The sequence below is a fragment of the Pseudactinotalea suaedae genome (assembly GCF_009733815.1).
Taxonomy (GTDB): domain Bacteria; phylum Actinomycetota; class Actinomycetes; order Actinomycetales; family Beutenbergiaceae; genus Pseudactinotalea; species Pseudactinotalea suaedae.
Window position 1 is genome coordinate 16,997 of record NZ_WNXY01000008.1, and the last position, 26,553, is coordinate 43,549.

The 26,553-nt window shown below is 71.6% G+C and carries 22 protein-coding genes; 13 read left to right on the forward strand and 9 right to left on the reverse strand.

The window, feature by feature from the left end; translation table 11 throughout:
- Positions 1-12 precede the first annotated feature (12 nt).
- The 5 genes from GPA04_RS13385 to GPA04_RS13405 all read left to right on the forward strand — a co-directional run bounded on the left by GPA04_RS13385 (position 13) and on the right by GPA04_RS13405 (position 5,096).
- Positions 13-939, forward strand: a complete 927-nt coding sequence (locus tag GPA04_RS13385; RefSeq protein WP_156224698.1) for a hypothetical protein — start codon at positions 13-15, stop codon at positions 937-939.
- 91 nt (positions 940-1,030) lie between these two features.
- On the forward strand, positions 1,031-1,753 hold the full coding sequence (locus GPA04_RS13390) for a sulfite exporter TauE/SafE family protein (RefSeq protein WP_156224699.1): 723 nt from the start codon (positions 1,031-1,033) through the stop codon (positions 1,751-1,753).
- A gap of 100 nt (positions 1,754-1,853) precedes the next feature.
- Positions 1,854-2,957 (forward strand): four-carbon acid sugar kinase family protein, encoded by a 1,104-nt coding sequence (locus GPA04_RS13395; RefSeq protein ID WP_162458606.1) that lies wholly within the window; start codon positions 1,854-1,856, stop codon positions 2,955-2,957.
- Positions 2,954-3,964 carry a 4-hydroxythreonine-4-phosphate dehydrogenase PdxA gene (gene pdxA, locus GPA04_RS13400; RefSeq protein ID WP_156224701.1) on the forward strand — a complete coding sequence of 337 codons (1,011 nt, stop codon included), beginning with the start codon at positions 2,954-2,956 and terminating at the stop codon, positions 3,962-3,964. The genes GPA04_RS13395 and pdxA overlap by 4 nt, the downstream gene beginning before the upstream one ends.
- Positions 3,965-4,202: 238 nt before the next feature.
- On the forward strand, positions 4,203-5,096 hold the full coding sequence (locus GPA04_RS13405; protein ID WP_156224702.1) for an aminoglycoside phosphotransferase family protein: 894 nt from the start codon (positions 4,203-4,205) through the stop codon (positions 5,094-5,096).
- A gap of 15 nt (positions 5,097-5,111) precedes the next feature.
- On the opposite strand, the gene GPA04_RS13410 is transcribed toward GPA04_RS13405, so the two are convergent.
- From GPA04_RS13410 to GPA04_RS13420, 3 genes are all read right to left on the reverse strand, one after another.
- Positions 5,112-6,479 (reverse strand): cryptochrome/photolyase family protein, encoded by a 1,368-nt coding sequence (locus GPA04_RS13410; RefSeq protein ID WP_156224703.1) that lies wholly within the window; start codon positions 6,477-6,479, stop codon positions 5,112-5,114.
- A gap of 27 nt (positions 6,480-6,506) precedes the next feature.
- A complete protein-coding gene (locus GPA04_RS13415) occupies positions 6,507-8,477 on the reverse strand; it encodes a penicillin-binding transpeptidase domain-containing protein (RefSeq protein ID WP_156224704.1) in 1,971 nt (656 codons plus the stop codon).
- A 257-nt stretch (positions 8,478-8,734) separates the two neighbouring features.
- Positions 8,735-10,480 (reverse strand): MDR family MFS transporter, encoded by a 1,746-nt coding sequence (locus GPA04_RS13420; protein WP_156224705.1) that lies wholly within the window; start codon positions 10,478-10,480, stop codon positions 8,735-8,737.
- An 89-nt stretch (positions 10,481-10,569) separates the two neighbouring features.
- On the opposite strand from GPA04_RS13420, the gene GPA04_RS21010 reads away from it, so the two are divergent.
- From GPA04_RS21010 to GPA04_RS13445, 5 genes are all read left to right on the forward strand, one after another.
- A complete protein-coding gene (locus tag GPA04_RS21010; RefSeq protein WP_206674223.1) occupies positions 10,570-11,184 on the forward strand; it encodes a TetR/AcrR family transcriptional regulator in 615 nt (204 codons plus the stop codon).
- 170 nt (positions 11,185-11,354) lie between these two features.
- Entirely contained in the window at positions 11,355-13,106 is a 1,752-nt protein-coding gene (locus GPA04_RS13430) for an ABC transporter ATP-binding protein (protein WP_156224706.1), read from the forward strand.
- Entirely contained in the window at positions 13,103-15,280 is a 2,178-nt protein-coding gene (locus tag GPA04_RS13435; RefSeq protein ID WP_436277913.1) for an ABC transporter ATP-binding protein, read from the forward strand. The genes GPA04_RS13430 and GPA04_RS13435 overlap by 4 nt, the downstream gene beginning before the upstream one ends.
- A 474-nt stretch (positions 15,281-15,754) precedes the next feature.
- Positions 15,755-16,249 (forward strand): GNAT family N-acetyltransferase, encoded by a 495-nt coding sequence (locus tag GPA04_RS13440; RefSeq protein WP_241680790.1) that lies wholly within the window; start codon positions 15,755-15,757, stop codon positions 16,247-16,249.
- A 184-nt stretch (positions 16,250-16,433) separates the two neighbouring features.
- Positions 16,434-16,946 (forward strand): hypothetical protein, encoded by a 513-nt coding sequence (locus GPA04_RS13445; RefSeq protein ID WP_156224707.1) that lies wholly within the window; start codon positions 16,434-16,436, stop codon positions 16,944-16,946.
- Positions 16,947-16,952: 6 nt separating this feature from the next.
- Here GPA04_RS13445 and GPA04_RS13450 read toward each other — a convergent pair whose 3' ends face one another.
- Positions 16,953-18,155 (reverse strand): CehA/McbA family metallohydrolase, encoded by a 1,203-nt coding sequence (locus tag GPA04_RS13450; protein ID WP_156224708.1) that lies wholly within the window; start codon positions 18,153-18,155, stop codon positions 16,953-16,955.
- Positions 18,156-18,238: 83 nt separating this feature from the next.
- On the opposite strand from GPA04_RS13450, the gene GPA04_RS13455 reads away from it, so the two are divergent.
- Complete coding sequence (locus GPA04_RS13455; protein WP_156224709.1) at positions 18,239-18,964, forward strand: hypothetical protein; 726 nt, start codon at positions 18,239-18,241, stop codon at positions 18,962-18,964.
- A 26-nt stretch (positions 18,965-18,990) separates the two neighbouring features.
- Here the strand turns inward: GPA04_RS13455 and GPA04_RS13460 are convergent, their stop codons facing one another.
- From GPA04_RS13460 to GPA04_RS13475, 4 genes are read right to left on the reverse strand one after another with little or no spacing between them, the layout of a single operon-like run.
- Positions 18,991-19,608, reverse strand: coding sequence for a hypothetical protein (locus GPA04_RS13460; protein ID WP_156224710.1), 618 nt, complete (start codon positions 19,606-19,608; stop codon positions 18,991-18,993).
- Complete coding sequence (locus GPA04_RS13465) at positions 19,605-20,555, reverse strand: carbohydrate ABC transporter permease (protein WP_241680791.1); 951 nt, start codon at positions 20,553-20,555, stop codon at positions 19,605-19,607. The genes GPA04_RS13460 and GPA04_RS13465 overlap by 4 nt, the downstream gene beginning before the upstream one ends.
- The gene (locus tag GPA04_RS13470; RefSeq protein ID WP_156224711.1) at positions 20,545-21,489 is read right to left on the reverse strand and encodes a carbohydrate ABC transporter permease; all 945 of its coding nucleotides are present in this window, start codon (positions 21,487-21,489) and stop codon (positions 20,545-20,547) included. Before GPA04_RS13470 ends, GPA04_RS13465 begins: the two co-directional genes overlap by 11 nt.
- Positions 21,486-22,733: an ABC transporter substrate-binding protein gene (locus GPA04_RS13475; protein WP_162458608.1), complete on the reverse strand. Its 1,248-nt coding sequence runs from the start codon at positions 22,731-22,733 to the stop codon at positions 21,486-21,488. The genes GPA04_RS13470 and GPA04_RS13475 overlap by 4 nt, the downstream gene beginning before the upstream one ends.
- 155 nt (positions 22,734-22,888) lie before the next feature.
- On the opposite strand from GPA04_RS13475, the gene GPA04_RS13480 reads away from it, so the two are divergent.
- Both GPA04_RS13480 and GPA04_RS13485 read left to right on the forward strand, forming a co-directional pair.
- Entirely contained in the window at positions 22,889-24,523 is a 1,635-nt protein-coding gene (locus tag GPA04_RS13480; protein ID WP_156224713.1) for a sensor histidine kinase, read from the forward strand.
- A complete protein-coding gene (locus tag GPA04_RS13485) occupies positions 24,520-25,695 on the forward strand; it encodes a nucleotidyl cyclase domain-containing protein (protein WP_156224714.1) in 1,176 nt (391 codons plus the stop codon). Before GPA04_RS13480 ends, GPA04_RS13485 begins: the two co-directional genes overlap by 4 nt.
- On the opposite strand, the gene GPA04_RS13490 is transcribed toward GPA04_RS13485, so the two are convergent.
- Complete coding sequence (locus GPA04_RS13490) at positions 25,682-26,449, reverse strand: response regulator transcription factor (protein WP_156224715.1); 768 nt, start codon at positions 26,447-26,449, stop codon at positions 25,682-25,684. The two genes, GPA04_RS13485 and GPA04_RS13490, sit on opposite strands and share 14 nt — an antisense overlap.
- Positions 26,450-26,553 lie beyond the last annotated feature (104 nt).

Consider the following 26,553-nt stretch of genomic DNA (forward strand, 5'->3'; position numbering starts at 1 on the left):
GAGAGTAGGGGCATGACGACGGCGGAGAGCGCGTTGGCTGAGATCGCGCACGATCTCTACGGGGTCCCGCCGGGCGAGTTCACCGCGGCACGGAACGCCCGCGCGAAGCGTGCCAAGGCCGAGGGCGACCCGGACCTGGCGAAGGCGGTCGGCGGGCTGCGCAAGCCGAACGTGGCGGCGTGGGTCGTCAACCTGATGGTGCGGCAGCTGCCGGAGCGGATCGGCGACCTGGTCTCGCTCGGCGACGAGCTGCGCTCGGCGCAGGACGACATGGACGCCGCGACCCTGCGGGCGCTCACGCGCCAGCGGCGCGCGCTGACCGCCACGGTCGCGAAGGAGGGCGCCGACCTCGCCGCGGAGATGGGTCAGAAGGTGAGCGCCGTGGTGACCGAGCAGGTGCAGGCCACGCTGCATGCCGCGATGACCGACGAGCTCGCCGCGACCGCGGTACGCAGCGGTGTGCTGCTCGGGCCGCTCGAGGCGACCGGGCTCGACGAGGTCGACCTCACCGAGACCCTCGCGATCCCGCTGGCCGCGATCGGCGAGCCCACGAGCACTCCGGGGCCCCGCGAGAAGGGCCCCACCGACCTCTCGGCCCGACGCAGCTCCGCCAAGGCCAAGGCCGCCAAGGAGGTCACCGAGGCCAAGTCCGAGCTCGCGGTCGCCGAGGCGGCGGCCACGAAGACCGGCAAGACGATGCGCGCCCGCAAGGACAAGGTGCGCACGCTGCAGGCACAGGTCCTGCAGCTGCGCGCCGAGCTGGACGAGCTGCTCCGCCAGGTCGAGGCCCTCGAGCAGAAGCTCGATCCGGTCGTCGAGGACCTGGAGTCCGCCCAGGAGACCTACGCCGAGGCCGAGGCGATGGACATCGCCGCCAAGGCCGCCGTCGAGAGGGCGCAGCGCCGCCTCGACAAGGCACGCGCGACCGCGAGCCGCTGAAGTTCCCACCGGGCGATCGAGGGCCTCGGGGCTGGGTGGCGAGCTGGGGCGGTCAGGGGCCACGGCGCCCCGGACCTCTAGCATCGTGGTGATGTCCCTCCTCGCGCTGGTGCTCCTCGGGGTCATCATCGCTCTCGGCGCCGGTCTGCAGCGGCTCAGCGGCATGGGCTTCGCACTCGTGGCCTCGCCGTTCCTCGTGCTGACGGTCGGGCCGTTCGAGGCGGTGCTCATCACCAACGTCTGCGGCGTCATCTCGTCGCTGATGAACCTGACGCTGATGCGACGAGACGTGCAGTGGCGGCGGGTCCTGCGCTTCACGCCGTTCGCGCTGATCGGGATCGGGCTCGGCGCGCTCGTCGTGGCGGCGCTGCCCGCCGATCCGCTGGCGGTCACGATCGGTGTCACGGTGCTCGTCGCCATCGGCGTGACCGTGCTGATGCCGACGCGGCGACTGCACGACTCGCTGCCGATCAGTGCCGGCTTCGGCGCCGCGTCGGGCTTCATGAACGTCACCGCGGGAGTCGGCGGTCCGGCGATGGCCGTCTACGCCGTCGCGACGCAGTGGCAGCACCGGCACTTCGCCGCCTCCGCGCAGGTGCACTTCGCCGTCATCAGCCTCACCTCGCTCCTCGCGCGGCGGGCGCTGCCGTCGATCGACACCGCCGGCTGGCTGGTCACGATCGCGGCGATCCTCGTCGGCACGTTCGTCGGCCAACGCCTCGCGGGTCGGTTCGCCGAGGCGACGATGATGCGCGTCGTGATCGTCCTCGCGACCGCCGGCGCCCTGACGACGATCGTTCAGGCGATCCTCTGAGAGCCCGAAAGCGCACGGCCCGCTTGCCATGAGTCGGCAACCGCCCTTGACTGGGCCTCGTGAGGCTGGACAGAGCGACCGTCGCGTACCCAGCACCCTCATGATCCCGGCTCACGTGTGGGCGGACGACCTCACCGGCGCCGCCGAGGTCGCGGACCTGCTGGCTGCGCGCACGGGGCGGCCGGTGACGCTGGCGCTCGGACCGGAGGCGACGGCGACGACGGCGACCGGCCAGATCGTGGTCCGCGACTTCGACCTGCGGCACAGCTCCGACGCCGTGGCGCGCTCTGTCCTCGCCCAGGAGCTCGCGCGGACCGCGGCCGCCGACCGGGTCTTCCTCAAGCTCGACTCCCAGCTGCACGGTCCCGTCGCGGGGTGCCTCGCCGCCATGCTCGACGGCGGTCGCGCCACCCTGCTCAGCGCCGCCAATCCCGCCATGGGCCGGGTCACGAACGAGGGCATCCACCGCGTGGTCGGCCCCGACGGCGTCACCGCCACGCGGCTGGCCGACCTGCTCGCCGGTGTACCGCACCGCGTGGTCGACGGGCGCTCCCTCACCACCGCGGGTGACGCGCCTGAGATCCTCGCGGCGGACGCCACGGACCAGAGCGACCTCGACGCCCTGGCGAGCGCCGCCGTCGAGCACGGACTCGACCTCGCGGGGGCGGCCGCGCTGATGGCCGCGCTGCTCGGGTCGACCGACAGCGTTCCGAGCCCTGCGCCCCGGGCTGGTGGGCGGCTGGTCGCCGTCGTCGGCAGCACCGAGCCGGCGGCGCACGCCCAGGTCGCGGCCGCCGCCAGCCACCGGACGGTGTCGGTGGTCGCCGTCGCGCCCGATGACGTCCGGAACGCCGTCACCACCGCGAATGAGGCACGACGCCAGGGTCGCGACGTGGTCCTCGCCCGCGGCCCCGGCCCGGCCGGGCTGGGTGCGTTGGCCGAGGCCGCCGCGGCCGTGATCGGGGGCTGCGACCCCGAGCAGACCATGGTCGTGCTCACGGGCGGTCACACCGCGCGGCTGGTGCTCGACCGACTCGGCGTCCGATCCCTCGAGGCCGTCCCTGACCAGGCCGGCGCGATGGTGCGACTGCGCGCGCCCTCCGGTCTCACCGTCTTCACCAAGCCCGGCAGCTACGGCGGGCCCGACGCCGTCCTGGCCCTGCTCGACACCCGCCGACCCGCCCCCGACGAGGAGTACCGATGAACCACCGCACCGAGGCCGCACCGATCGCCGTCACGATGGGCGACCCGGCGGGCGTGGGCCCCGAGATCTGTGCGGCGGCCCTGCTCGACCCTGCGGTCCTGGCGGAGTGCACGACCGTGCTGATCGGCGACGTCGGTCGGATGCGCCGGGCCGTCGAGCTGATGGGGGTGCAGGCGGAGATCCGTGAGGTCTCCTCCCCTGCTGAGGTGCGGGCCGGGCTGCACCACATCGACGTCCTTCAGGTGGGTGAGCTTCCGGTCGACCTGGCCTGGGGGGAGGTCAGCGCAGCCGCCGGGCACGCCGCGTACAGCTACATCGAGGAGGCCGCGAGGCTCGCGGTGGCGGGCACGGTGTCCGCGATCGCGACGGCTCCCATCAACAAGGCGGCCCTGCACGCCGCCGGGCACCTGTTCCCCGGGCACACCGAGCTGCTGGCGCACCTCACCGGCACCGACGAGGTCTCGATGATGCTGACCACGCCGAGGCTGCGGGTCATCCACGTCACCACCCACATCGGCCTGATCGACGCGATCGAGCGCATCGACCCGCCGCTGGTGGAACGCACCGTCCGCCGCGGCGTCGAGGCGCTGCAGCGCGCCGGTATCGAGAACCCGCGCGTGGGGGTGTGCGCCATCAACCCGCACGCGGGCGAGAACGGGCTCTTCGGACGGGGCGAGGAAGCCACCAAGATCCAACCGGCCATCGATCGGCTGCAGGCTGAGGGGCTCGACGTGGCCGGGCCGCTGCCCGCCGACACCGCCTTCTACCTCTCCAGCCGTGGCGAGTTCGACCTGATCGTGGCGATGTACCACGACCAGGGTCACGGGCCCGTGAAGGTCCTCGGCATCGAGGAGGGCGTCAACGTGACGGTCGGGCTGCCCGTGATCCGCACCTCGGTCGACCACGGCACCGCCTTCGACATCGCCGGCCGGGGCGTCGTGAAGCCGGCCAGCATGGTGCAGGCAGTGCTGCAGGCCGCCAGCCTCGCCGCACGCGCCGCAGCCTGACGGGCCGCCGGGGGCAGGCGTTCCCCGGCCCCCGTGGTGGCGGTGACTGAGCGCCCACTCCACCGCAGTAGCGGTGACTTGGCGCCCACAGACCGCCCCACCGTGGGCGCTATGTCACCGCTACCTCCCGAAGGTGGGCGCTAACCCACCGCCACCTCCTGCACGTGGGCGCTAACCCACCGCCACCGCGGAGAAATCGCGTGGAGCAACAGCGGCCCACCGCCGGTACGGTGCTGCGATGGCACGCATTCCTGCCGCTGAGGTCGACGTGACCCCCGATCTGGTCCGGGCACTCCTGGGGGACCAGCACCCCGACCTCGCGCACCTGCCGATCACCGTGTTCGCGAACGGCTGGGACAACGCGATGCTCCGGCTCGGGGACGACCTGCTGGTGCGCGCGCCGCGGCGGGCGCTCGCCGCCGAGCTCGTGGAGCACGAGCAGGCCTGGCTGCCAGTCCTCGCGCCACGGCTCCCGACGGCGGTGCCGGCACCCGTGCGCGTAGGTCGCCCGGCGCTGGGCTACCCGTGGTCGTGGTCGGTGCTGCCGTGGCACCCCGGGCGCGCCCTCGGGACCGTGCCGCTGCCCGAGCGCGCGCGCTCCGCCGTCGAGATCGGCGAGTTCCTCGCCGCCCTCCACGTCCCGGCGCCTGACGACGTCTGGCAGAGCCCCTACCGAGGCGTCTCCCTGCGCGACCGGCTCGAGGTCGTCGCCGAGCGGGTCGGCAGGCACGCCCCCGACCACGCCGACTCGCTGCTGGCATGGTTCCGGACCATCGTCGACCAGCCGGACCCACCGGGCCCGCGGCTGTGGGTGCACGGTGACCTGCACCCGCTCAACGTCCTCCTCGACGGTGACGCGCTGGCCGCCGTCATCGACTGGGGCGACATCACCGCCGGGGACCCGGCCTGTGACCTGGCGATCGCCTGGCTCGGCTTCGACGCCGAGGCCGCCGCCGCGCTGCGCAGCACCTACGACGACGCCGCCACCCACCACCTCGACCTCACCCCGCTGTGGCTGCGGGCGCAGGCGTGGGCGCTGCACCTGACCATGGTGATGCTCGACAGCTCCGACGACCATCCCGAGCTCGCGGCCGTCGGACGGCACGGACTGCTGCGCCTGCTCGAGGTCTGACGACTCAGACCCGGCTCACCTCGGGCGCTCCCCCCGCGTCGCCTGATACCGCCTCAGCGCCTCCCGGCGCTCCTCGGCGTGGTCGACGATCGGGCTCGGATAGCCCGCCGGCGGGCCGACGGGGGCGTCCCACGGATGATGGACGACGGCGGCCGGCAGGTCGGTCAGCTCGGGCACCCATCGTTTGACGTACGTGCCGTCGGGATCGAACTTCTCGCCCTGCAGCACCGGGTTGAAGACCCGGAAGTAGGGGGCGGCGTCGGTGCCGGTGCCGGCGACCCACTGCCAGCCGTGCTGGTTGTTGGCGAGGTCGCCGTCGATGAGGTGGTCCATGAAGTGCGCGGCGCCACGAGTCCACTCCTGGTGCAGGTCCTTGACCAGGAACGAGGCGGCGAGCATCCGCACCCGGTTGTGCATCCAGCCCTCGCGCCGCAGCTGCCGCATCCCGGCATCGACGATCGGGAAGCCGGTCTCACCGCGCTGCCAGGCGCGGAAGGCGGCGTCGGCGTCCGCCCCGGTGTCGTAGGCCATCGCCGCCAGCTCCTCGCGCAGGTAGCCGTGCGCCGAGCCCGGCCAGAAGTAGAGCACCGCGCCGTAGAACTCGCGCCAGGCGAGCTGGCGCCGGTAGGCCTCCGCGCCGGGGCCGCGCCGCCCCGCCAGGTCCGCCAGCATCGTGCGCGGATGGATGGTGCCCAGCTTGAGGTGCGGCGACATCCGCGAGGTCGCGTCGAGGTCGGGCCGGTCCCGGTCCTTCTCGTAGCCGGCCAGGTCCTCGTCGAGGAACTGCTGCCATCGCCGCAGCGCGGCAGCCTCACCCGCCTCGGGCAGGTCGGCCTCGTGCGCCGGCTCCTCCGGCAGCTCCACCGAGGGTGCGGCCCGCCACACGATCGCCGCAGGGTCCGACGACGCCGGCGCCCGCCAGCCGTGGTCGCGCCACGCCGAGTAGAACGGCGTGAACACCTGGTACGGCGAGCCGTCGGCCTTGACCACCCGACCGGGCGCGACGGCGTAGGGCGAGCCGGTGCGCACGAGCGGCACCGGGAGCGCCTCCTCCACCCGCTGGTCACGCCGCGCCCCGTAGGGCGTGAAGTCCGCGCTGATGTGCACCGACTCCGCTTCCACCTCGGCCACGACCTCGGGCAGCACCTCCTCGGGCAGGCCGGCGCGCAGCACCAGCGTGCCGCCGTGCTCGGCGAGGTCCTCGGCGAGCGCGCGCACGGCGCGCGTCAGGTACGCCACGCGCGGCGCTCCGCCGTCGAGCAGTCGAGGGTCGAGGACGAAGAGGGCGAGAACGGCGCCGCCGTCGCCGGCCTCGATCAGCGCAGGATGGTCGCGCAGGCGCAGGTCGCGGCGGAACCACAGGACACGCACCGGCTGCGACACCCCGCCACGCTAACCCGACCCGCTGCCTCAGCCGGCCCAGTCGACGTCGGCGGCGAGCGTGAGGAAGTCCTCGAGGATCGGCCCGGCGGTCGCGGTGCCGTAGTCACCGACCTCCACGAACACGGCCACCGCGAGGTCGCCCTGGAAGGCGATCATCCACGCGTGCGTGGCGGGCGGGTCGTCGGTGCCGTACTGCGCCGTGCCGGACTTGGCGCCGACCTGGTCGCCGGGGACGTCCTGCAGGAACGTCGAGCTGCCGTTCTGCACCACCCCGTACATCAGCTGCTGCAGCTGGGTGGCCTCGGCGGAGGTCAGCGGGACGGCCGGCGGCTCCGGCGCCGCGGCATCCTCGGTGACCACCAGGGTGGGCGTGACCGTCTGCCCGGCCGCCACGGATGCGGCCACCCCGGCCATCGCCAGCGGCGAGGCGAGCACACCGCCCTGGCCGATGAAGTCGGCGGCGTGGGTGGTGCCGGTGGCATCGGCAGGCACGGTCCCCGAGAAGTACGGGAACGGCCAGCTCGAGCCCTCCGCAGGTGCGGCCCCGATCCCCAGGCTGGCGGCAGCGGCGCTGAGGTCTGCTGCGCTCACGCGCTCGTGCTGGGCGATCAGCGCGGTGTTGCAGGACTGCGCGATCGCCTCGCTCAACGGGATGGTGCCGACCGAGCCCGCCGGGTAGCCGGGGTAGTTCTCGAACTCGTAGCCGTCCACGGTGAGCGTGGGGGTGCAGGGAACCTCGGAGTCCGGCGTCATCCCGGACCGCAGCAGCGCCAGCGCCGTCGCGATCTTGAAGGTCGATCCGGCCGGGTACTGGCTGACCATGGCCGTGTTGAAGCCCTCGCCACCCGGCCCGGACGCCGCGGCCAGCACCGCACCGGTCGAGACCTGCATGGCCACGATCGCGCTCGGCGACTCGACACCGGCCAGCCGGTCATCCGCGTAGGACTGCAGCGTGGTCTGGAGCGTGGTCTCGAGCGGCGTGCCGTCCACCGGGTCGGAGGTGTAGAGCTCCACGACCTCGCTGTCACCCGCCGCGGCGGTGAGCGTCACCTCCATGCCGGGGGTCCCGCGCAGCTGGTCGTCGTAGAGCCGCTGCAGCCCCGAGAGCCCGACGACGTCACCCGTCCCGATCTGTCCCTCGGACTCCTCGATGATCTCGGCCGTGGCCTCGCCCACGCTGCCCAGGATGGGGCGCGCGAAGGTCGGTGTGGGAGCAAGCAGCATGAGGTCGTCCACGATCAGCACGCCCGGCAACGCCCGCAGCTCGTCGACGCCGTACGTGCGGGCCTCGCTCGACCGGATCGTGATCGCCACCACGAAGGCCTTCTCACCGGCGGCGAGCACGCGGTCCACGTACCCCTGCACGTCGTCGAGCGCCAGCGCGGTGCCGAGGCCCTGAGCAGCCGCCTCGACCTCGGCCGCGTCGAGGTTCTGCTTGTCGATGCCGATCCTCATCACCGGGCGCTCCTCGACGAGCACCTCACCACCGAAGCCGGTCACCACCCCGCGCTCGGCCGCGACACGGCTGATCTCGATCGTGGAGTCCGCGGTGGCGGCCGGGTGGAGGACGGCGGGGCTCCAGAGGGCGGTCCAGCTCTCGTTGGCATCGGCGTCCTCGACGAGCTCCAGGCGCGCTGCCGAGGTCAGCACGAGCGGCTCGGCTCCCTCGCCCATGTCGAAGGTCCAGGTCAGCGGGGCGTCGCGGAGCCGCTCGGCGTCGTCGGCGTCCGTGGTCGCGGTGACCTCGGCGACGTCGCCGGCGGTCACCGTTCGCGGGACCTCGGCGAGCTCACCCAGCAGCCCCACCAGCTGCTCGGCGGCCGCCGCCGGGTCCCCGATTGGGGCGGAGTCGAACGTCCCGTCGGTCAGGTCCGCCGCGAACGCCTGCGCCGCCTCGTTCGGGTCGGGCGGGGTGTCGTCGCTGCAAGCGGCGAGCCCGATCGCGGCGGTCAGGCTGAGCAGGACGGCTGCGGCGAGGCGGCGGCGCACGGTCGGCATGGGAGCCAGACTACGGACGCAGTTGGAATCTCCTGCCGCCCGCCACACCCTTGGCCCAGAACCTCCACAGAGCCGGCTCTCGACCACTCGGGCGCCGGCCCGTGCCGCCCGCGGGAGCCTCGAGGCGCCCACCTCGCACGGCGACGAGATCGGACCTCTGTCGCCAGATCGGACCTCCGGTGGTCCGATCTCGAGCCCAGTGTCCGATCTCGTTGCCGTCGTGGCGGGGTCGCGGCACTCAGAACGGGGAGGCGCGGTCACGCCTTGCCTGTTGTCCGGGAGCCCTCGGCGACTTCGTCCTCGATCACCTCGTCCTCGATCACCTCGTCGTCGACGAGGTGGGCGGCGCCCGCAGCGACCTCGGCGGTCACGGCGGACTCGCCGGGCTCCTCGGCCTTCGGCGCCTCGTGGAGCGTGTCGCGCAACGGGACGGCCTTGATGAACAGCGTCGCGAGGAAGGCCACGACCACGAGCGGGATCGCGACCAGGAACACCTGGTGCAGCGCGTCGGCGAGACCAAGGCGGATCGCTTCCTCGATCGGGTCGGGCAGCTGGGCGAGCACCTCGGGGTCGAGGACCGCGTCGATGCCGATCGAGGTGCCCTCGGGCAGCTGTGCCGCCGCGGCCGGGTCGAGGTGGTCGCCGATCGCCGTCTGGAGCCGGCCGGCCATCACGGTGCCGAGCACCGCGATCCCCACCGTGCCGCCCGCGGACCGGAAGAACTGCGTGGCCGAGGTGGCCACACCGAGGTCGCGGTGCTCGGAGGTGTTCTGCACCACGAGCGTGTACGTCTGCATGGTGGCGCCCAGGCCCAGCCCGAGCACGACCATCGCGACGATCAGCTGCAGGTAGGAGCTGCCGTAGTGCAGCTGTGTGAGCAGCACGAACCCGGCGATCATCAGCACGGTGCCGGCGACCATGAACGCCTTGTACTTGCCGGTCCGGGTGATCAGCATGCCGATCACGATGCTGAGCGCGATCATCGCGACGCTCATCGGCATCACGATCGCGCCGGAGCTGGTGGCGTTGGCCTTGAGCACGCCCTGCGCGTAGACCGGGATGTAGAAGATCGCACCGAACATCCCCATCGCGACGGCGAGGCTCGCGATGTTGGAGAACGTGAATGTCGGGTTGCGGAACAGGCGCAACGGGATCACCGGCTCGGCGGCGCGCCGCTCGATGAGCACGAACGCGACAAGCGCCACGGCACCCACGCCGAAGAGGCCGAGCACGTGCCAGTCGGACCACGGGTAGGTGGTACCGCCCCACGAGGTGGCGAGCAGGATCGCGACCAGCGCGACCGTCAGCGTGATGATGCCCCACACGTCGACGATCGCCTTGCGCGGCGAGTGCGGTAGGTGGAGGTTCTTGGCGATGAAGACCAGGCCCACGAGGCCGAACGGGACGCCCACGAAGAACAGCCAGCGCCAGCCGAAGTGGTCGGTGATGAAGCCACCCGCGAGCGGCCCGGCGATCGAGCAGATCCCGAAGACGGCGCCCATGATGCCCTGGTACTTGCCGCGGTGACGCGGCGGGATCAGGTCGCCGATGATCACCTGGGACAGCGGCATCAGCGTGCCCATGCCCAGGCCCTGGATCACACGCGCGCCGACCAGCCACCAGAAGTTCGTGGCGAGCCCGCTCAGCACCGCGCCCACCATGAACACGACGAGGCCGGCGACGTAGAACGGTCGGCGCCCGTACAGGTCGGAGAGCTTACCGACCACGGGGACGACGACGGCGCTCGCCAGCATCGCCGAGGTCGCCAGCCAGGAGTAGTGCTCCATGCCGCCGAGCTCGGCCACGATGATCGGCAGCGCCGGCGAGACGATCGTCTGGCTGATCGCCGCGACGAACATGCCGATCAGCAGGCCGATGAAGACGGCGCGCGCGGCGGGGGTGAGGTGGAAGGCCGCAGGCGCCCCGGCGCCGGCCGCCTCAGGTGTCTCGTCGCTCGCCTGGGCCTGGCGCGAAGCGCGGATGGTGGAGCTGGTGGAACTCATGTGACGGGCTGTCCTCTCGGTAACCGGGCTAGCCTGCCATAAACTTGCAGTCTCTGCAAGATTGCAGTCGATGCACTATGGTAGGACGTATGACACAGCTGGCCGCGCCGCCGGAGCCCGGGCTCCGCGAGCGCAAGAAGCGGGCCACCCGCCTCGCGCTGCAGCGGGCCGCGCTGCACCTGGTGGCCGAGAGCGGCCTGGAGCAGGTGACCGTCGAGGAGATCGCCGCCGAGGCCGACGTCTCGCCACGCACGTTCTTCAACTACTTCGCCACGAAGGAGGACGCGCTCTCCGCCGTCGACCGCGAGGCCGTCGCCGAGAGCTGCGAGGCCCTGGCCGCCCGACCGGCAGGGGAGGCGCCGCTGGCGGCGCTCCGGGCGGTCTTCGTCGGGCGCGCCGAGCAGACCGTGATCGACTCCGAGTTCTGGCGCTACCGCGCCGTCGTAGCCCAGGCCTATCCCGACCTCTTCGCGCGTGTGCTCGGGGCGTCCGTCGCCGCCGACCACCAGATCGCGCAGGTGCTGGCGGCGCGGATGGGCGTCGACGCGCGCACCGACCCCCGGCCGCTACTGCTCGCCGGCGTCAGCAGCGTGGCCCGGCGCACCGCGATGCAGCTGTGGCTGGCGGGGGACCAGCGCTGTGACCTCGCGACCGTCCTCGCCGAGTGCTTCGACGAGATCTCCTCCATCGCGCAGATCGCCTGAGCGCGCACCTCAGCCGGACGGCGGAGTACGCCGAGCGCGAAGTCTCCAGATATCCCCCTATTTGACGATGCGTCATGTCGGGGGGCGGGTCTAGCCTCAACGACGCACGTCGCCCATCGCTGGAACCTGCTCGCCCACGCTCGCTCACGCACGGATCGCACGGACCTCATATGACTCTGCTCCGACTCTCCCTCCGCTTCGCGGCGCCCTACAAGACCTGGGTCGGGGCCGTCATCGTGCTCCAGCTCATCTCCACGATCGCCGCTCTCTACCTCCCCAGCCTCAACGGCCGCATCATCGATGAGGGCGTCAGCACCGGCAACACGGACCTGATCTGGGAGCTCGGCCGCGAGATGCTGATCTGGTGCGGCGTCCAGGCCGCCACCGCGATCGCCGCCATCTACTTCGGTGCCCGCACCGCCATGGCGGTGGGTCGCGACATCCGCCGGTCGATCTACAGCAAGGTCGACAGCCTCGGCGCCCTCGACATCTCCTCGATCGGCACCGGCTCGCTGATCACGCGCAACACCAACGACGTCCAGCAGGTGCAGATGCTCGTGCTGATGACGCTCAACTTCATGGTGTCGACGCCGATCATGTGCGTCGGCGGCATCATCATGGCGCTCCGCGAGGACGCCGGGCTGTCGTGGCTGGTGTGGGTCTCGGTGCCGGTGCTGTTCCTCATCGTGGGGCTGCTGGTGCGGGTGCTGCTGCCGCTGTTCCGCCTCATGCAGGAGCGGATCGACAAGATCAACGAGGTCACCCGCGAGCAGGTCGTCGGCCTGCGCGTCATCCGTGCGTTCGTCCGCGAGCCCTTCGAGCAGGACCGCTACCGCCAGGCGAACGAGGCGATCACCGACACCTCGATCCGGGTCGGCAACGTGTTCGTGCTGATGTTCCCCGCGATCATGATGGTGCTCCACATCGTCACCGCCGCCGTGCTCTGGTTCGGCGGGTACCGGGTGGACGCCGGCGAGATGAACGTCGGTCAGCTGAGCGCCTTCCTGCAGTACGTGCTGCAGATCCTCGTCGCCGTGATGATGGGCACGTTCATGGTGATGATGATCCCCCGCGCGGTCGTGTGCGCCGAGCGCATCGACGAGCTGCTCACCACCGAGTCCTCGATGCCGGTCCGGGAGGCCGAGGCGCGCGAGGCCCGCCCGGTCGACCTCCCCACCGGGCGCGTGGTCTTCGACCACGTCACCTTCGGGTACCCGGGCGCCGAGCGCCCCGTCCTCGACGACGTCTCGTTCGTCGCCGAGCCGGGCACCACGACGGCGATCGTCGGGTCCACCGGCGCCGGCAAGACCACCCTGGTCAAGCTGATCCCCCGGCTCTTCGACCCGCGGTCCGGATCCGTGACGATCGACGACGTCGCCGTCGACTCCCTGACGCGTCACCAGCTCGCCGGTCTGGTCGGTCTGGTGCCGCAGCGCCCGTACCTGTTCTCCGGGACGGTCGCCTCGAACCTGCGGTTCGGCAACTCCGAGGCCACCGACGAGGAGCTGTGGCACGCGCTCGAGGTCGCTCAGGGAGCCGACTTCGTGCGGGAGAAGAAGGGCGAGCTCGAGGCGCGGGTGGCGCAGGGCGGCAACAACGTCTCCGGCGGCCAGCGCCAGCGCCTGTGCATCGCGCGGGCGCTCGTGGCGAGGCCGCGCGTGTACGTGTTCGACGACTCGTTCTCGGCCCTGGACGTCGCCACCGACGCCCGGCTGCGCAGCGCGCTGTCGGAGGCGACCGGCGGCGCCACGGTGATCATCGTCGCCCAGCGCATCTCCACGATCCGCGAGGCCGACAACATCGTCGTCCTCGACCACGGCGTGGTCGTCGGCCAGGGCACGCATGACGAGCTGCTGGAGAGCAACGAGACCTACCGCGAGATCGTCGAGTCCCAGATGAGCATCGAAGGAGCGGGTCGATGACCGCCCCCGAGAACACGAACGACAAGGACGAGAACGTGACCAGCGGTCGACCCAGCGAGCCCGGTCAGCCCCAGGGAGGCGAGCGCACCACACCCGTGGCGAGCTCCGCCGTCGCCGTGGCCGACGAGGACGTCACCGAGGAGGAGAGCGAGTTCGTCCCCGGCGAGGACGACATGGGGATGTTCGGCGAGGGTGCGCCCGCGCGCAAGCCGAAGGCCTTCTGGCCCTCGGCCAAGCGTCTGTTCGGGCTGCTCGCGCCGCACCGGGTCAAGTTCGGGATCGTGGTGGCCCTGGTGGCCGCCTCGGTGGTGCTCACCGTCATCGCACCGAAGATCCTCGGCCAGGCGATGGACGTGATCTTCGACGGCGCGATCGGGCGCTCGCTCGGGCAGTTCGAGGGCATGAGCCTGGCGGAGGTCGCCCAGATCCTGCGCAGCCAGGGTCAGGACGACTTCGCCGACATGCTGGAGGGTGCCGCCGGGATCATCCCGGGCGTCGGCATCGACTTCGAGCGGCTGGCGCAGCTGATCGGCGTGGTGCTCGCGATGTACATCGTGGCATCGGTGCTGATGTGGGCGCAGGGATACATCCTCAACCGCATCGTCATGGACGTCATCTACAACCTGCGCAAGGACATCGAGGAGAAGCTGCACCGGTTGCCGCTGTCCTACTTCGACACCCGTCAGCGCGGTGACCTGATGTCGCGCGTGACCAACGACGTCGACAACATGCAGCAGGCGCTCCAGCAGGCGTTCAGCCAGCTGGTGCAGTCGGTGCTGCAGGTCATCGGCATCGCCGTGATGATGTTCATCGTGTCCTGGCAGCTGGCGCTGCTGGCACTGATCGCGCTGCCGCTCTCGGCGATCATCGCGGGCGTGATCGGGGCCCGGTCGCAGAAGCTGTTCACCGAGCAGTGGAAGAGCACCGGCGAGCTCAACGGACACATCGAGGAGTCCTACTCGGGCCTGGAGCTCGTGCGGGTCTTCGGCCGCGACAAGGAGATGCTGGAGGAGTTCGACAAGCGGAACGCCTCGCTGTTCACCAGCTCGTTCGGCGCCCAGTTCGTCAGCGGCATGATCATGCCGCTGATGCAGTTCGTGAACTACCTGCAGTACGTGCTGATCGCGGTCGCGGGTGGGCTGCGGGTCGCCTCGGGCACGCTGACGATCGGTGACGCCACCGCGTTCATCCAGTACTCGCGTGAGTTCGCGCAGCCGCTGGGCCAGATCGCCGGCATGGCGAACATGCTGATCTCCGGTGTGGCCTCGGCCGAGCGGACCTTCGAGCTGCTCGACGCCGACGAGCAGGAGCCCGACACCGCGGACTCGCACCTGCCTGCGCGGACCGACGGTCACGTCGAGTTCGACGACGTGTCGTTCTCCTACAGCGCCGACGTCCCGCTGATCGAGAACCTCTCGTTCTCGGTGGAGCCGGGGCACACGGTCGCGATCGTGGGTCCGACGGGCGCCGGCAAGACCACCCTGGTCAACCTGGTGATGCGGTTCTACGAGCTCGACGGCGGCCGGATTCTTCTCGATGGCGTGGACATCAAGAGGCTCAGCCGGGCCGAGCTCCGCGGCCAGGTCGGGATGGTGCTGCAGGACACCTGGTTGTTCGACGGCTCGATCATGGAGAACATCCGGTACGGGCGCCTCGACGCGACCGACGAGGAGGTGCTCGCTGCGGCCGAGGCCACGATGGTGGACCGCTTCGTGCGGCAGCTGCCGGAGGGCTACGACACCCCGGTGAGCGCCGAGGGCGGGTCGATCTCGGCCGGCGAGCGGCAGCTGATCACGATCGCCCGGGCGTTCCTGGCCAACCCCTCGCTGCTGATCCTCGACGAGGCCACCTCGAGCGTGGACACCCGCACCGAGCTGCTGGTGCAGCACGCGATGAACGCGCTGCGAACCGACCGCACCAGCTTCGTCATCGCGCACCGGCTCTCCACGATCCGTGACGCCGACACCATCCTCATGATGGAGAACGGCCGGATCGTCGAGCGCGGGAGCCACGACGAGCTGCTCGAGGCCAAGGGCGCCTACCACGACCTCTACATGACGCAGTTCCTGGGCGGTCGCGAGGAACCCGAAGGCGCCGCTGCCATGGCAGGCGGTGCACCCTCGGGTGAGTTCGCGCCCGCGCCGCTGGAGGGCTCCGGCCCCGACCACGGCTGACGCTGCGCGGTACGGCCAGCACGGCCCGGTCTCGCTCGATCACGAGCGGCGCCGGGCCGTCCTGCGTACACCGCCGGCTGGGCCTGCTCCCACGGGTGCTGGTCGGCTCGCCTCCCGCTCGACGGGGCGGCAGATGCGGGGGACACCTCCGGCGGCGGCTCTGCGGAGGTGCGTCCCCGCCAGCCGTGGCCGCACGGGCTCGAGATCGCACTTTGGGCTCGAGATCGCACCGTGTGCTGTGCGATCTCGAGCCGGAGGTGCAATCTCGTGGGGTGCGACGGCGGTGCCGCGCTCACGAGCCGCACGTCCCACCCGACCGCGTCGCCAGCCGCGGCAGTGGCGGCGAGGTCGCACCTTCGGTTCGAGGTCGCACCGTCTGCGGTGCGACCTCGAGCCAACGGTGCGACCTCGAGGAGGCGGCATGCCGGGAGAGGCCGTCACCGAGAGGAAACACCGGGCTCGTACGGTGGCGCCGTGAGTGGTCCCTTCCGTGTCGCACGCGACTCCCCCAGCGCACCCGACGTGGCCGTGCTCCTCCACGAGCACCTGGCGGAGATGGCGGCGACCTCGCCCGCGGATTCCGTGCACGCGCTCGGCCACGCCGCCCTGCAGGCGGCCGACATCGAGTTCGTGACGGCGCGCGAGCAGACCGGCGCGCTGCTGGGCTGCGGTGCGCTCAAGGTCCACGACCAGGCACTCGGTGAGCTCAAGTCGATGCGCACAGTCGGTGCGGCTCGCGGCCAGGGGGTGGCGTCGGCGATCCTCCGGCACCTTCTGGAGCGTGCTCGCGTCCGCGGCCTCGCGCGGGTCAGTCTCGAGACCGGCGCCGAGGACTACTTCGCGCCCGCCCGCCGCCTGTACGCCCACCACGGCTTCCAGCCGACCACGCCGTTCGCCGACTACACCGACGACCCGAACAGCGTCTACCTGACCCTCGCCCTCGCGCCCGGCATCGCGAACCAGCCGTAGCGGCGGCGCAGGTTCCGGAACGCCCTGAGCCGCGGCGGCGGCAACCGCCACGCACACTCGGCGCGAAGTGGGGTGCGACCTGAGCAGCACGCGCGCAGCCGTCCGCTGCTCACGGGTCGAGCCGCTGCGGAGGCGGCGGCAACCACCCCCACCCCCGTGGCGACATGGCCTAGGTTGCTTGGCCATGGAGCCGAACGTGCAGCAGCCCTCCGGTACGACCGGCGGGCAGCCGGTGGCGAGCGACCCGCAGGAGCGAGAGCCGCGGCGACGGGCGGTCGCGGCCGCCTACGTGCAGCTCGCGAGCCCCTTCCTGTTCGTGGGGATGCTGTTCCTCGGGCTCGCCGTGGACATCCCGATCGCGGGCGACCCGCACGGGTACGGGCAGATCTTCGCGTTCTTCGCCTCGTTCCTGCTGCTCATCCCGGGCACCGTCCTGCCGAGCATCGCGATCGCTCTCCTCCGCCGCTCACGGCGCAGCGGCGCGGTCTGGTTGATCGTGGCCGCTGGGCTGTCCTGCCTGATGTTCCTCGGGCTGGTGTCAGGGGCTCCGGGTGGCATCGGCGAGCTGGACTGGAGCCGACTCCTGACGATCGCCGTCGGCGTGGTCTGGTTGGTCGTCTCGATCTGGTGCCTGTTGGCGGGCACGACGGCGTACTCCCGCCTCTCCCCTGGGCGCCCCCACCCGGTCATCGGCTGAGGCGGGTCAGCCGCACCCCGCCACGATCAGCCGGCCGTCGGTCTCGAGCCGGTAGGGGCCCTCGCCCGCGGGGAAGCGTGCCGAGTCGGAACGGATCATCCGGGAACTCCCGTCGGGCTCGGTGAGCACCAGTCCGGCGGCACCGTCGGTGACGATCTCCTCCCCGATGCGCAGCACCACCGGCCCCTCCACGCCGACCCCGAACGCGGTACGGCCGGCACGGACGGCCCCGAGAACCCCCGCGGTGGTCGGCTCCTCGGCATCGACCCACGTCACGCAGGTTCCCGGCTCGGCGCCGCCACGCCCGTGGTAGTCGCCGCCGCCGATGTGACCCGGCGACCACCCGGTCGCGCGCAGCCACGCCCACGGGCTCTGGTCCATGCGGTCCCCGCCCAGGCTCGAGTGCCCGATCTCGACCGCGTGCGGCGGCCGCCGCAGGTTCCACTGCCAGGAGCAGTCACCCGCCACGGGGTGGTTGACCGCGAGCGCGCCACCGGCGGCGTCGACCTGATCCATCCAGGTGTCGGGGTGCTCGCGGAAGTCGACCCAGCCCACGTCGCCGTAGGCGTTCGCGTGCCCGAGGCGGGTGGTGACCTCTTGGCCGGGGACGGTCAGGATGCCGTAGCGCTCGCCCAGCTCGGGGAGGTCGGCGTGGTGGCTGATGGTGTTGTGGTCGGTCACGGCGATGAAGTCCAGGCCGTTGCGCGCGGCCATGCCGACGAGCTGGGCGGGCGTGAGCCGACCGTCGGAGTGCAGGGTGTGGGCGTGCATCTCGCCGGCGAGCCAGGTCCCGCCGAGGTGCGAGAGGTCCCGCCGGCGCCGCATCGGGCCCACCGGCGCCGGCGCGGGCGGCTCGGGCCCGATCGCCGGACCGGGAGTCTCGACGCGCACCACGGCGTGGACACCCTCGGCCGGGATGGCGTGCAGGCCCAGGACCACGTGCCACGTGCCGGGCTCGATCGGACCGGCGAGATAGCCCCACGTGGAGCGTTCGGTGCCGACGACGAATCGCCTGCGAGCGCCGCCCGACCACCCCCGCCACCCGTCCGGTCCGCTGCACCCGAGGTCGATGATCGCCACCGACTCGTCGAAGGACAGCCGCACCTCGAAGGAGGACGTCCCCGCCGGCACGTCGAACGGCACCGACAGGAAGCGGCCACCCGCCTCGATGTCGTCGTAGCCGAGAACGCGGTCGAGCACAACAGTCATAGTCCTGATCCAACCAGGGCCGACCCACCGCCGTCGACCTGAACGGGGTGGCGCACCGGCGCGTCGAGCGCGAGACTGGGTGGATGTATCCCCCAGGACCGATCAGCGTGGGCGAGGGCGTCGCGGGCCTCAGCTACAGCGGGGTCTACGCCGCGGCTGAGCGCGACCGGGTGATCGCGGCGCTGGGCGAGCTGCGCTTCACCGGGTACATCGGCCCGCAGGAGGGCACATGGGTGCTCTCGATCGCGGGCAACCCGCTCGGGAAGGTCGCGGGCCAGAAGCGTCGGATCCACGACGTCGCCCGCGACCTGGCAGCCACGCTCGACGTCGTCACGCTCGCCGCCGAGGTCTCGCAGGACTCCCGGCTGCGGGTCTGGGCGTTCGACGGCGAGGACGCGCTGCCGAGCTATGACTCCCACCCACCCGAGGAGGACGAGGCCGGCGGGATGGCGCTCGACGACTTCGGGAACCCGATCATGAGCGGCGGCGGCGGCTTCGTCGACAACGAGATGGTCGCCGTCTCGTTGCTCTCGACGTTCGGCGCCGAGGACCCTGACGGCACGCTCGGCGAGCTGCTCGACGAGGACCTCGGCGAGGACACCAACGAGTCCGAGCGCCTGACCAGCGTGCTGCGCGTGCTGGGGCTGCCGACCTGGATCGTGTCCTCGGACTCGCTGCCGCGGCGCGTGCCGGGCGGACCCGACAAGGGCGAGATGCTGCGGCTCGGTGCCGGCAAGCCCGGCGTCCAGGGCTTCTTCGCCGACGCGCTCCGCCGGCCTGCACGACCCCGCCCCAAGCGCGACCCGTAGCGGTCGGGGCGCCAGCCCGTCGCGAGCTACGGGCGAGGCGGCTCGGGACCCCACGACTTGGCGAGCACCCACGGCGGCAGCGAGAACCCGATCGCGAGCGTCAGCGGCGCGAGCAGCCAGACCGGCGCGAGCACGAGCACGAGCGCGGGTGCGAGCAGCGCACGCAGCGGCCGCCGCACCACCAGGAGCGTGGCGGCGCGGGCCACGGTGCGCAGGTCCACGTCGTCCTCGACGGCGCTGACCACGTAGGCGCTCAACCAGGCGATCACCGCCCACGCGACCGGGACCACAGCACCGGTCAGGAACACCCGGGTGCCGGGGTCGACATTGGCGATGACGATCGCGTCGGCCACGAGCAGCAGCAGGAACACCCAGGTCCCGGCGGTGACCGGCAGGTCGCGGCGCCAGGTGCGGCGCAGGTGCCGGACCGTCTCGGTGAAGGTCACGTCGTCGTCGGCCTGCGGGTGCGTCGTGGCCCGCGTGGCGCCCGCGAGCGCGGGCACCAGACCCACGACCGAGACCACCCCGACCAGCACGGCCCAGTTGGCGGCGAAGAACACGGCAGGCCGCCGCAGGAACCGGATCAGCCCGATGCTGACCCGGTGGTCCAGGCCGCCCGTCGTCGGCACCCGGGCGGCGGTCACTTGATCCCCGAGCTGACGAACCCGTTGACGAAGTAGCGCTGGAACACGACGAACAGCACGATCATCGGGACGGCGGCCATCGTGGTCCCGGCCATCAGCAGGTGGAACTGGGTGGCGCTCTCCTGCCGGAACACCGAGATGCCGACCTGGATCACGCGCAGGTCCTGCGAGCTGGTCACCAGCAGCGGCCACAGGAAGTTGTTCCACCCGGCCTCGAACGCCAGCAGCGCCACGGTCAGCAGCCCCGGCTTGATCAGCGGCGTGATGATCCGCGCGAAGATGCCGAACTCGCCGACGCCGTCGATGCGCGCCGCCTCGATGAGCTCGGTGGGCGTGCCCACGTAGAACTGCCGGAACAGGAACACCAGGAACGGGGAGATCGCGGCGGGCACGATCAGGGCCCACCAGGTGTCGATCCAGCCGGTCCCGCCCTGACCGAGGATGTTGTTGCCACCGAACAACGGCATGTACCGCACGATGAAGAACGCCGGGATGACCGTGGCGTAGAAGGGCACCATCAGCGACAGCAGGAACCAGCCGAAGATCGGGCCGGAGGCCTTCCAGCGCAGCTTCGCCAGCGCGTACCCGCACATCGAGCCGATGACCACGGCGGTGGTCGCCTGCCCCATCGCCAGCAGCAGGCTGTTGCGCGCGTACGTGGCGAACGGAGCGGCGTCGAGCGCCTCCAGGTAGTTGTCCCAGCGCCACGAGCTCGGCAGCAGCGGCATGTCCGCCATGCCGAGCTCCTCCTGCGTGCGGAACGAGGTGAGGAACATCCAGATGAACGGTGCCGCCATCACCAGGGAGACGACGGCGAGCACCCCCCAGATGAGCACGTTGGTCCGGCGGCGCCGGCCGCGGGCGCTGCTCGAGCCGAGCTCGTCCTTGCGGCCTCGCGCGCTGATCGGCTCGGCGCCGGCGGGCAGGGTCGGGGTCTCAGTCGCCACGGGTGCCTCCCACGACCTTGCGGGACAGGATGGTCAGAGCCACGAGGATGAGGAGCAGGATCACCGACTGCGCGGTGGCCAGTCCCATCCGGAGCTGCTGGAACGCCGTCTGGTAGATCTGGTAGGTGATGACCGTCGTCGAGTTGGCGGGGCCACCGAGGGTCAGCACGTAGATGAGGTCGAACGTCTGGAAGTTCGCCACGATCGAGGTGACCAGCACGAAGAACGTCGCCGGCCGCAGCATCGGCACGGTGATGGAGACGAACTTGCGCACCGGGCCGGCGCCGTCGATGTCGGCCGCCTCGTAGAGCTCGGGCGACAGGCCCTGCAGCGACGCCAGGTAGATGAGCATCTTCAGCCCGATGCCCTGCCAGATGGTCACGACCAGCACCGCGGGCAGCGCCGTGTCCGGGTCGTTGAGCCACGGCTGGGCGTCGATGCCGAAGAACGACAGCGCGACGTTCGCCAGGCCGTTGTCGGTGGCGGCGAAGATCCACAGCCAGATCAGCGCCACCGCCACGGTCGCCGTCACGTGCGGCAGGAAGATCAGGGTGCGGAACAGGCTCTGGCCCCGGACGCCGCGGTTGAGCAGCACCGCCAGCACGAGCGCGATCAGCATCGAGACCGGGATGCCCACGACCGCCAGCACCAGGTTGTTGCGCATCGCACGCCAGAACAGCGCGTCGGAGAAGATGTTGGCGTAGTTGTCGAACCCGACGAAGACCGGCGACGTCACCATGTCGTAGCTGGTGAAGGACAGCCCGAGCGCGACGATGACCGGGATGCCGATCCAGATCAGCGAGTGCAGGAACGCCGGCGCCGCGAGGATCATGCCCCACCGGGCCTCGCGCTTGCCGGGGCCGCGGGCCTTGCCCGTGGCCCGCTCCGCGGGCGGGGTCGACGGCGGAGCGCTGGGTGTCGTCGTCGTGGTCATGTCAGCCGGTCCAGGGCGGTGTTGGAGATCCGGGCAAGGTTGTCGATCGTCTCGGTGACGCCTTGCTGGCCGGTGAGCGCCCCCTCGATCTGCGGGCCGACCTGCTCGCGGATCTCCATCCAGGCGGCCGAGCCGCCCTCGAACGCACCGGCGTAGTCGTAGTTCGCGTTGGAGAACACGCCCATGCGGTTGGACTCGAAGTCCGGGTCGGGCGGCAGGTCCTGCACCGGTGGCAGCTTGCCGTTCGCGTTGCCGGCGGCGAGCAGCAGCTCGGGCTCGAACATGTGGTGCAGCAGCTCCTCGGCGACCTCGCGGTTGGGCGAGTCCTTGGCGAGCGCGAGCATGGTGCCGCCGAGGTAGAGCACCGGGTCGTTGCCGTCGGCACCCGGCATGAGGAAGAAGTCGGACGCCTCCTCGGTGATGAGGGCGGGCGACTGCTCGACGAGGTTCGGCCACTCACCCGTGGAGGTCAGGTCGATGATCGCCTCCTCCCGCTGCCACGGGCGCGGCTGACCCGGTGAGACGCGGCGGTTGAAGTCGGCGGACCCGTCGGCGACGAGGTCGAGCATGAACTGCAAGGCCTCGGCGCCGGAGCCGTCGGTGAAGGCGGTCTCGCGGCCGTCCTCGCTGAAGAGGGTGCCGCCGAGCGCCGCCATGAAGTGCAGCCAGGACTGGCGCGGGTTGTTGGAGAAGATGTCGATCGGGAGCAGCTCGCCGTCCTGCAGCTCGCGGCACAGGTCGCGCAGCTCGGTCAGCGACTGCGGCACCTCGGTGATGCCGCGCTCGTCGAAGATCCGCCGGTTGTACATGAACATGCGGCACTCGGTGATGTACGGCAGCCCGTGCAGCTTGCCCTCGAACTCCACCACCGGGCGGAGCGCGTCGTTGATGCCGAACTGGCTGAAGAGGTCGTCCGGCAGCTCGTCGAAGACGCCCTTGGAGGCGAAGGGCGGGATCCAGCCCACGCCGATCATGATGGCGTCCGGGATGATGCCGCTCGCGATGCCGGTGGTCAGCTTCTCGTTGAGGCGGTCCCACCCGGTGTAGTCCACGATCGTGCTCGCATCACCCTGGAAGGTCGCGAGGATCTCGTCCTCGAGGACCAGCCGCCGGTCGGTACCGGCGAAGTCGGGCGTGATGACCCGGATCACGCCGGGTCTGCTGCCGGCCGACTGGCCGCACGCGCTGAGCGCGAACGGCGCCGCGAGGGCGGAGCCGAGGAGCGCTCGTCGGGAGATCGTCATGACGTTCATCCTCAGCGTCGGGGATCGGACCCTGGCTCCGCGGAGCCGGGTGCGCGTGGTGCCACGGTGCGGCGCGCCGTCCTCAACCTCACCCCCGGCACCTCCGCAGGGGCAGCGGTTGCCGGGCTTTGCCGGGCTTCGGGTACCGTCGCGCCATGACGGTCGCCTCCGCGAGCGCGGCGCCGGGCGCTCGTACGAACGACATGACACCGGGCACCATCAGGACCATCCAGCTGCTGCTGGCGGGGGTCCTGCTGTTCGGCGTCGCCGTCGTCACGGTGGCCAGCCAGGTCGTCGAACCGACGTTGCTCGCGCTGGGACTGACGACCACGGTCGTAGCCACCGCGGTCGCGCTGCTGGTGCCGTGGCGCCAGCTGCCGCACTGGGTGGCCGCGATCATCCCGGCGATGGACGCGATCGCCGTCGGGCTGCTGCGCGAGGCGAGCCCGAGCGCCGGGCTGGGGCTGCTGTGGTCGTTCCCGACGATCTGGGCGGTGTGGGCGTTCGGGCTGCCGGGAGCGATCGTCTCCGTGGTCGCCGTCTCGGCCGCGTACTGGACGCTCGGGTTCGTCGGCACCTCGGCGCTCGACGCCGACCTGGCGCTGATCTTCCCGGCGACGATCGCGGTGCTCGCGGGCGTCACGTACGTGATCAGACGTCGCACGCACGCGCAGAGCGACCTGCTGCAGCACCAGGCGGTGGCGCTGCGCCGTGCGACGCGACGCGCGCAGCGGCAGGAGGCGCTGGTCACGGACGTGCTGGATGCCGTCGACTTCGGCGTCGTCGGGTTCGACGACACCGGCGCCATGGCGATCTCCAACGACGCCCATCATCGGCTCCAGGAGGTCCGGGACGCGGCCGGCGACGCCGTCTACGCCGCGGACGGCTACACCCGGCTGGCACCGCACGAGGAGCCGACGGCTCGTGCGCTCGACGGCGAGACCTTCGAGGGTGCGCTGGTCTGGTACGGCGACCCGGGCTCGCCGGACCGCACGGCGGTGCTCGCCACCGCACGCGCCGACGTCGGTGGCAGCGCCGCCGGTGGCCGGATCATGGTCACCCGAGACGTCACCGACGAGCTGCTCGCGCTGCGTTCCCGTGAGGACCTCGTCGACTCGGTCTCGCACGAGCTGCGCACGCCGCTGACCTCGATCCTCGGCTACCTCGAGCTGGCCGCCGACGACGACCTCCCCGAGTCGACACGGCGCAGCCTGGCGGTCGCCGAGCGCAACGCCGAGCGGCTGCTGGCGCTGGTCACCGACGTGCTGGCCGCCTCGGCCACCTCCCGGATGGGCCTGGACCTGCGGATCGAGCCGGCGGTGGCCGAGCTGTCGGAGCCGGTGCTCGCCGCCGTCGAGGCCGCACAGGTGCGCGCGCACGCGCGGCACGTCTCGATCGACGCCAGCGGGGTGGAGCCGACGGTCGCGGTCATCGATGCACCCCGCATCCAGCAGGTCGCCGACAACCTCATCGGCAACGCGATCAAGTACGGGCGCGAGGGCGGCCGTATCGAGGTCGGGTGCACCGCCGACGGCGACCACGCCTGGGTCGTGGTGCGTGACGACGGTCCCGGCATCGCGGCGGTCGATCTCCCCCACGTGTTCGACCGCTTCTTCCGTTCCGACGGGGTGCGCAAGTCCTCGACGCACGGCAGCGGGCTGGGTCTGGCGATCAGCCGGGACATCGTGCGTGCGCACGGCGGGGAGATCACCGTGCGCAGCGAACCCAGCGGCGGCCCGACGTTCGTCGTCCGGCTGCCGCTACCGACCGACGAAGGATCGACGAGATGACCTGGCTGGACCCGACGACGACGAGCGTCATCACGGCACTGGTGGTGACGATCGGCTGTGTCGTGTACCTGGTCGACACCTTGAGCTACGCCCAGACCGTCGCCGCCCAGCTGTGGGGGGTGGCGTTCAGCGCCGGTGTGCTGACGGCGTTCGCGTACATGGTGTGGGCGTACCTGCCGGGTGCCTGGATGGCGGTCGCCACCGGCAACGCCTCGTTCGTGGCCAGCATCGGGTTCCTCTGGCTGGGTTGCCTGCGCTTCAACGGGCCGCCCCGGCGCTGGGCGGTCGGGATCCTGACGGTCGCCGTGGGAGCGACCTTCCTCGCGGCCGCGGTCGCCGGCCCGGACGGCGGCGACTGGGCCGGTGCCGGCGTCATGATCGGCGCGATCGCGGTGCTCGCGGCGCTCGGGGCCGTCGAGACGCGGCGCGGCGCGCTGCTCCGGCTCCGCTCCGCCGTCGCGATGACGGTCGTGCTGGCCGCCACCTCCGGCTACTACCTCGCCCGCACGCTGGTGTTCGCGATCGCCGGCCCGGAGTCCGTGCTGTTCTCGGACTGGTTCGGCACCCCCAGCACGTCGCTGGTGACGATCGTCCTCACGATCGTCGCCGTGCCCACCATGGTGGTGCTGCGCATCCAGGCGCGGGCGGCCGCGGGCGCCCAGACAGCGGCCACGCTCACGCTCGACCGCGAGGGCTTCCTCGATCGCGCGTCGTTCCTGCGGTTGCTCGACGCGATGCTGGCGCGCGGACGCTGGCTCCAGGTCCCGACGGCGGTCGTGGTGCTCGAGCTGGAGGACCTGGCTCGGGTCGCTGCGGCGTTCGGGCCGCGGGAGTCGGCGCGGATCTCGGCCGAGCTGCGCGCCCGCGTGAGCGAGCACAGCCCGGTGACGTCGGCGCTCGGCTGGGACGAGGAGCGTGCGCTGCTGTGCCTGCCGGGCACCTCCGAGCAGGAGGCGCTGCGCACGGCGCGACGGATCGCTCAGGTGACGCTGGACGGCCTGCTCTCCATGGACGGCCCGGTGGTCCCGGTGCTGGGGATCGGTGTGGCGAGCGCGGAGGTCGGGAGCACGCACGGATCCGCGTCGCTGCTGGCGGCAGCCCGGGAGGCGGCGGCCACCTCGGCCGCCCAGGCCGACGCGTCGGTGGTGCTGGCCGACCTCAGCGCGCGGTGAGCCGGTAGCCGACGCCGCGGATCGTCTCGATCCACCGGGGTGCTGTCGCCGACTCGCCGAGCTTGCGTCGCAGGTTCCCCACATGGACCTCGATCGCGCGCAGGTCGTGCTCGGAGACGTAGGCCTCGCTCATGTGCGTCTCGCCGCGCAGCGCGAGCACCAGCTCCGGCTTGCGGCACACGCGCCGACCCGCCGTCATCAGCTCGGTGAGCAGGTCGAACTCGGTGCGGGTGAGCTCGATCTCGGCGCCGTCCAGCTCCGCCACCCGCATCTCCGGGTTGACGCGCAGACCGTGGTGGCTGAGCCAGCTCTGCTCGACGGACTCCGCGGGCGGGACCAGCGGCTCCGCCGGCGCGGCGGCAGGCGGCGGTGTGCCGACGATCGCGCGCGGTCGGCGCAGCATCGCCTCCACCCGCGCCCGCAGCTCTCGCGGCCGGAAGGGCTTGACGAGGTAGTCGTCGGCGCCGGACTGCAGACCCTGCAAGGTGTCGATCTCGTCGTTGCGGGCCGTGAGCATCACGATGTAGGTGTCGCTGAAGGCCCGGATCCGCTTCGCAGTCTCGAAGCCGTCGATACCGGGCATGCTGACGTCGAGGGTGGTGACGATCGGTGCGTGCGCACGCACCAGCTCGATCCCCTCGAGCCCGGTCGCTGCCGCGTGCACGGTGAACCCGGCCTGCTCCAGCACGGTGCTGACCAGGCCGCGGATGTCCTCGTCGTCCTCGATGACCACGGCGACGGTCGACGCGTCCATGCCGACCTCCCCCGCCTCTGGGCGCCCGAGCGGCGCCGTCTTCACGGCGTCTGTGACGATATCGGAGAACATCCGCCGGAACGCGTCGCCGGGGCCGAGCGCGG

Excerpts from the sequence above, each read along its gene's own strand:
- GPA04_RS13385 (WP_156224698.1), top strand. The coding sequence starts at position 13 with ATGACGACGGCGGAGAGCGCGTTGGCTGAGATCGCGCACGATCTCTAC.
- GPA04_RS13390 (WP_156224699.1), top strand. The coding sequence starts at position 1,031 with ATGTCCCTCCTCGCGCTGGTGCTCCTCGGGGTCATCATCGCTCTCGGC.
- GPA04_RS13395 (WP_162458606.1), top strand. The coding sequence starts at position 1,854 with ATGATCCCGGCTCACGTGTGGGCGGACGACCTCACCGGCGCCGCCGAG.
- pdxA (WP_156224701.1), top strand. The coding sequence starts at position 2,954 with ATGAACCACCGCACCGAGGCCGCACCGATCGCCGTCACGATGGGCGAC.
- GPA04_RS13405 (WP_156224702.1), top strand. The coding sequence starts at position 4,203 with ATGGCACGCATTCCTGCCGCTGAGGTCGACGTGACCCCCGATCTGGTC.
- GPA04_RS13415 (WP_156224704.1), bottom strand. The coding sequence starts at position 8,477 with ATGCCGACCGTGCGCCGCCGCCTCGCCGCAGCCGTCCTGCTCAGCCTG.
- GPA04_RS13420 (WP_156224705.1), bottom strand. The coding sequence starts at position 10,480 with ATGAGTTCCACCAGCTCCACCATCCGCGCTTCGCGCCAGGCCCAGGCG.
- GPA04_RS21010 (WP_206674223.1), top strand. The coding sequence starts at position 10,570 with ATGACACAGCTGGCCGCGCCGCCGGAGCCCGGGCTCCGCGAGCGCAAG.
- GPA04_RS13430 (WP_156224706.1), top strand. The coding sequence starts at position 11,355 with ATGACTCTGCTCCGACTCTCCCTCCGCTTCGCGGCGCCCTACAAGACC.
- GPA04_RS13435 (WP_436277913.1), top strand. The coding sequence starts at position 13,103 with ATGACCGCCCCCGAGAACACGAACGACAAGGACGAGAACGTGACCAGC.
- GPA04_RS13445 (WP_156224707.1), top strand. The coding sequence starts at position 16,434 with ATGGAGCCGAACGTGCAGCAGCCCTCCGGTACGACCGGCGGGCAGCCG.
- GPA04_RS13450 (WP_156224708.1), bottom strand. The coding sequence starts at position 18,155 with ATGACTGTTGTGCTCGACCGCGTTCTCGGCTACGACGACATCGAGGCG.
- GPA04_RS13455 (WP_156224709.1), top strand. The coding sequence starts at position 18,239 with ATGTATCCCCCAGGACCGATCAGCGTGGGCGAGGGCGTCGCGGGCCTC.
- GPA04_RS13470 (WP_156224711.1), bottom strand. The coding sequence starts at position 21,489 with ATGACCACGACGACGACACCCAGCGCTCCGCCGTCGACCCCGCCCGCG.
- GPA04_RS13475 (WP_162458608.1), bottom strand. The coding sequence starts at position 22,733 with ATGACGATCTCCCGACGAGCGCTCCTCGGCTCCGCCCTCGCGGCGCCG.
- GPA04_RS13480 (WP_156224713.1), top strand. The coding sequence starts at position 22,889 with ATGACGGTCGCCTCCGCGAGCGCGGCGCCGGGCGCTCGTACGAACGAC.
- GPA04_RS13485 (WP_156224714.1), top strand. The coding sequence starts at position 24,520 with ATGACCTGGCTGGACCCGACGACGACGAGCGTCATCACGGCACTGGTG.
- GPA04_RS13490 (WP_156224715.1), bottom strand. The coding sequence starts at position 26,449 with ATGGACGCGTCGACCGTCGCCGTGGTCATCGAGGACGACGAGGACATC.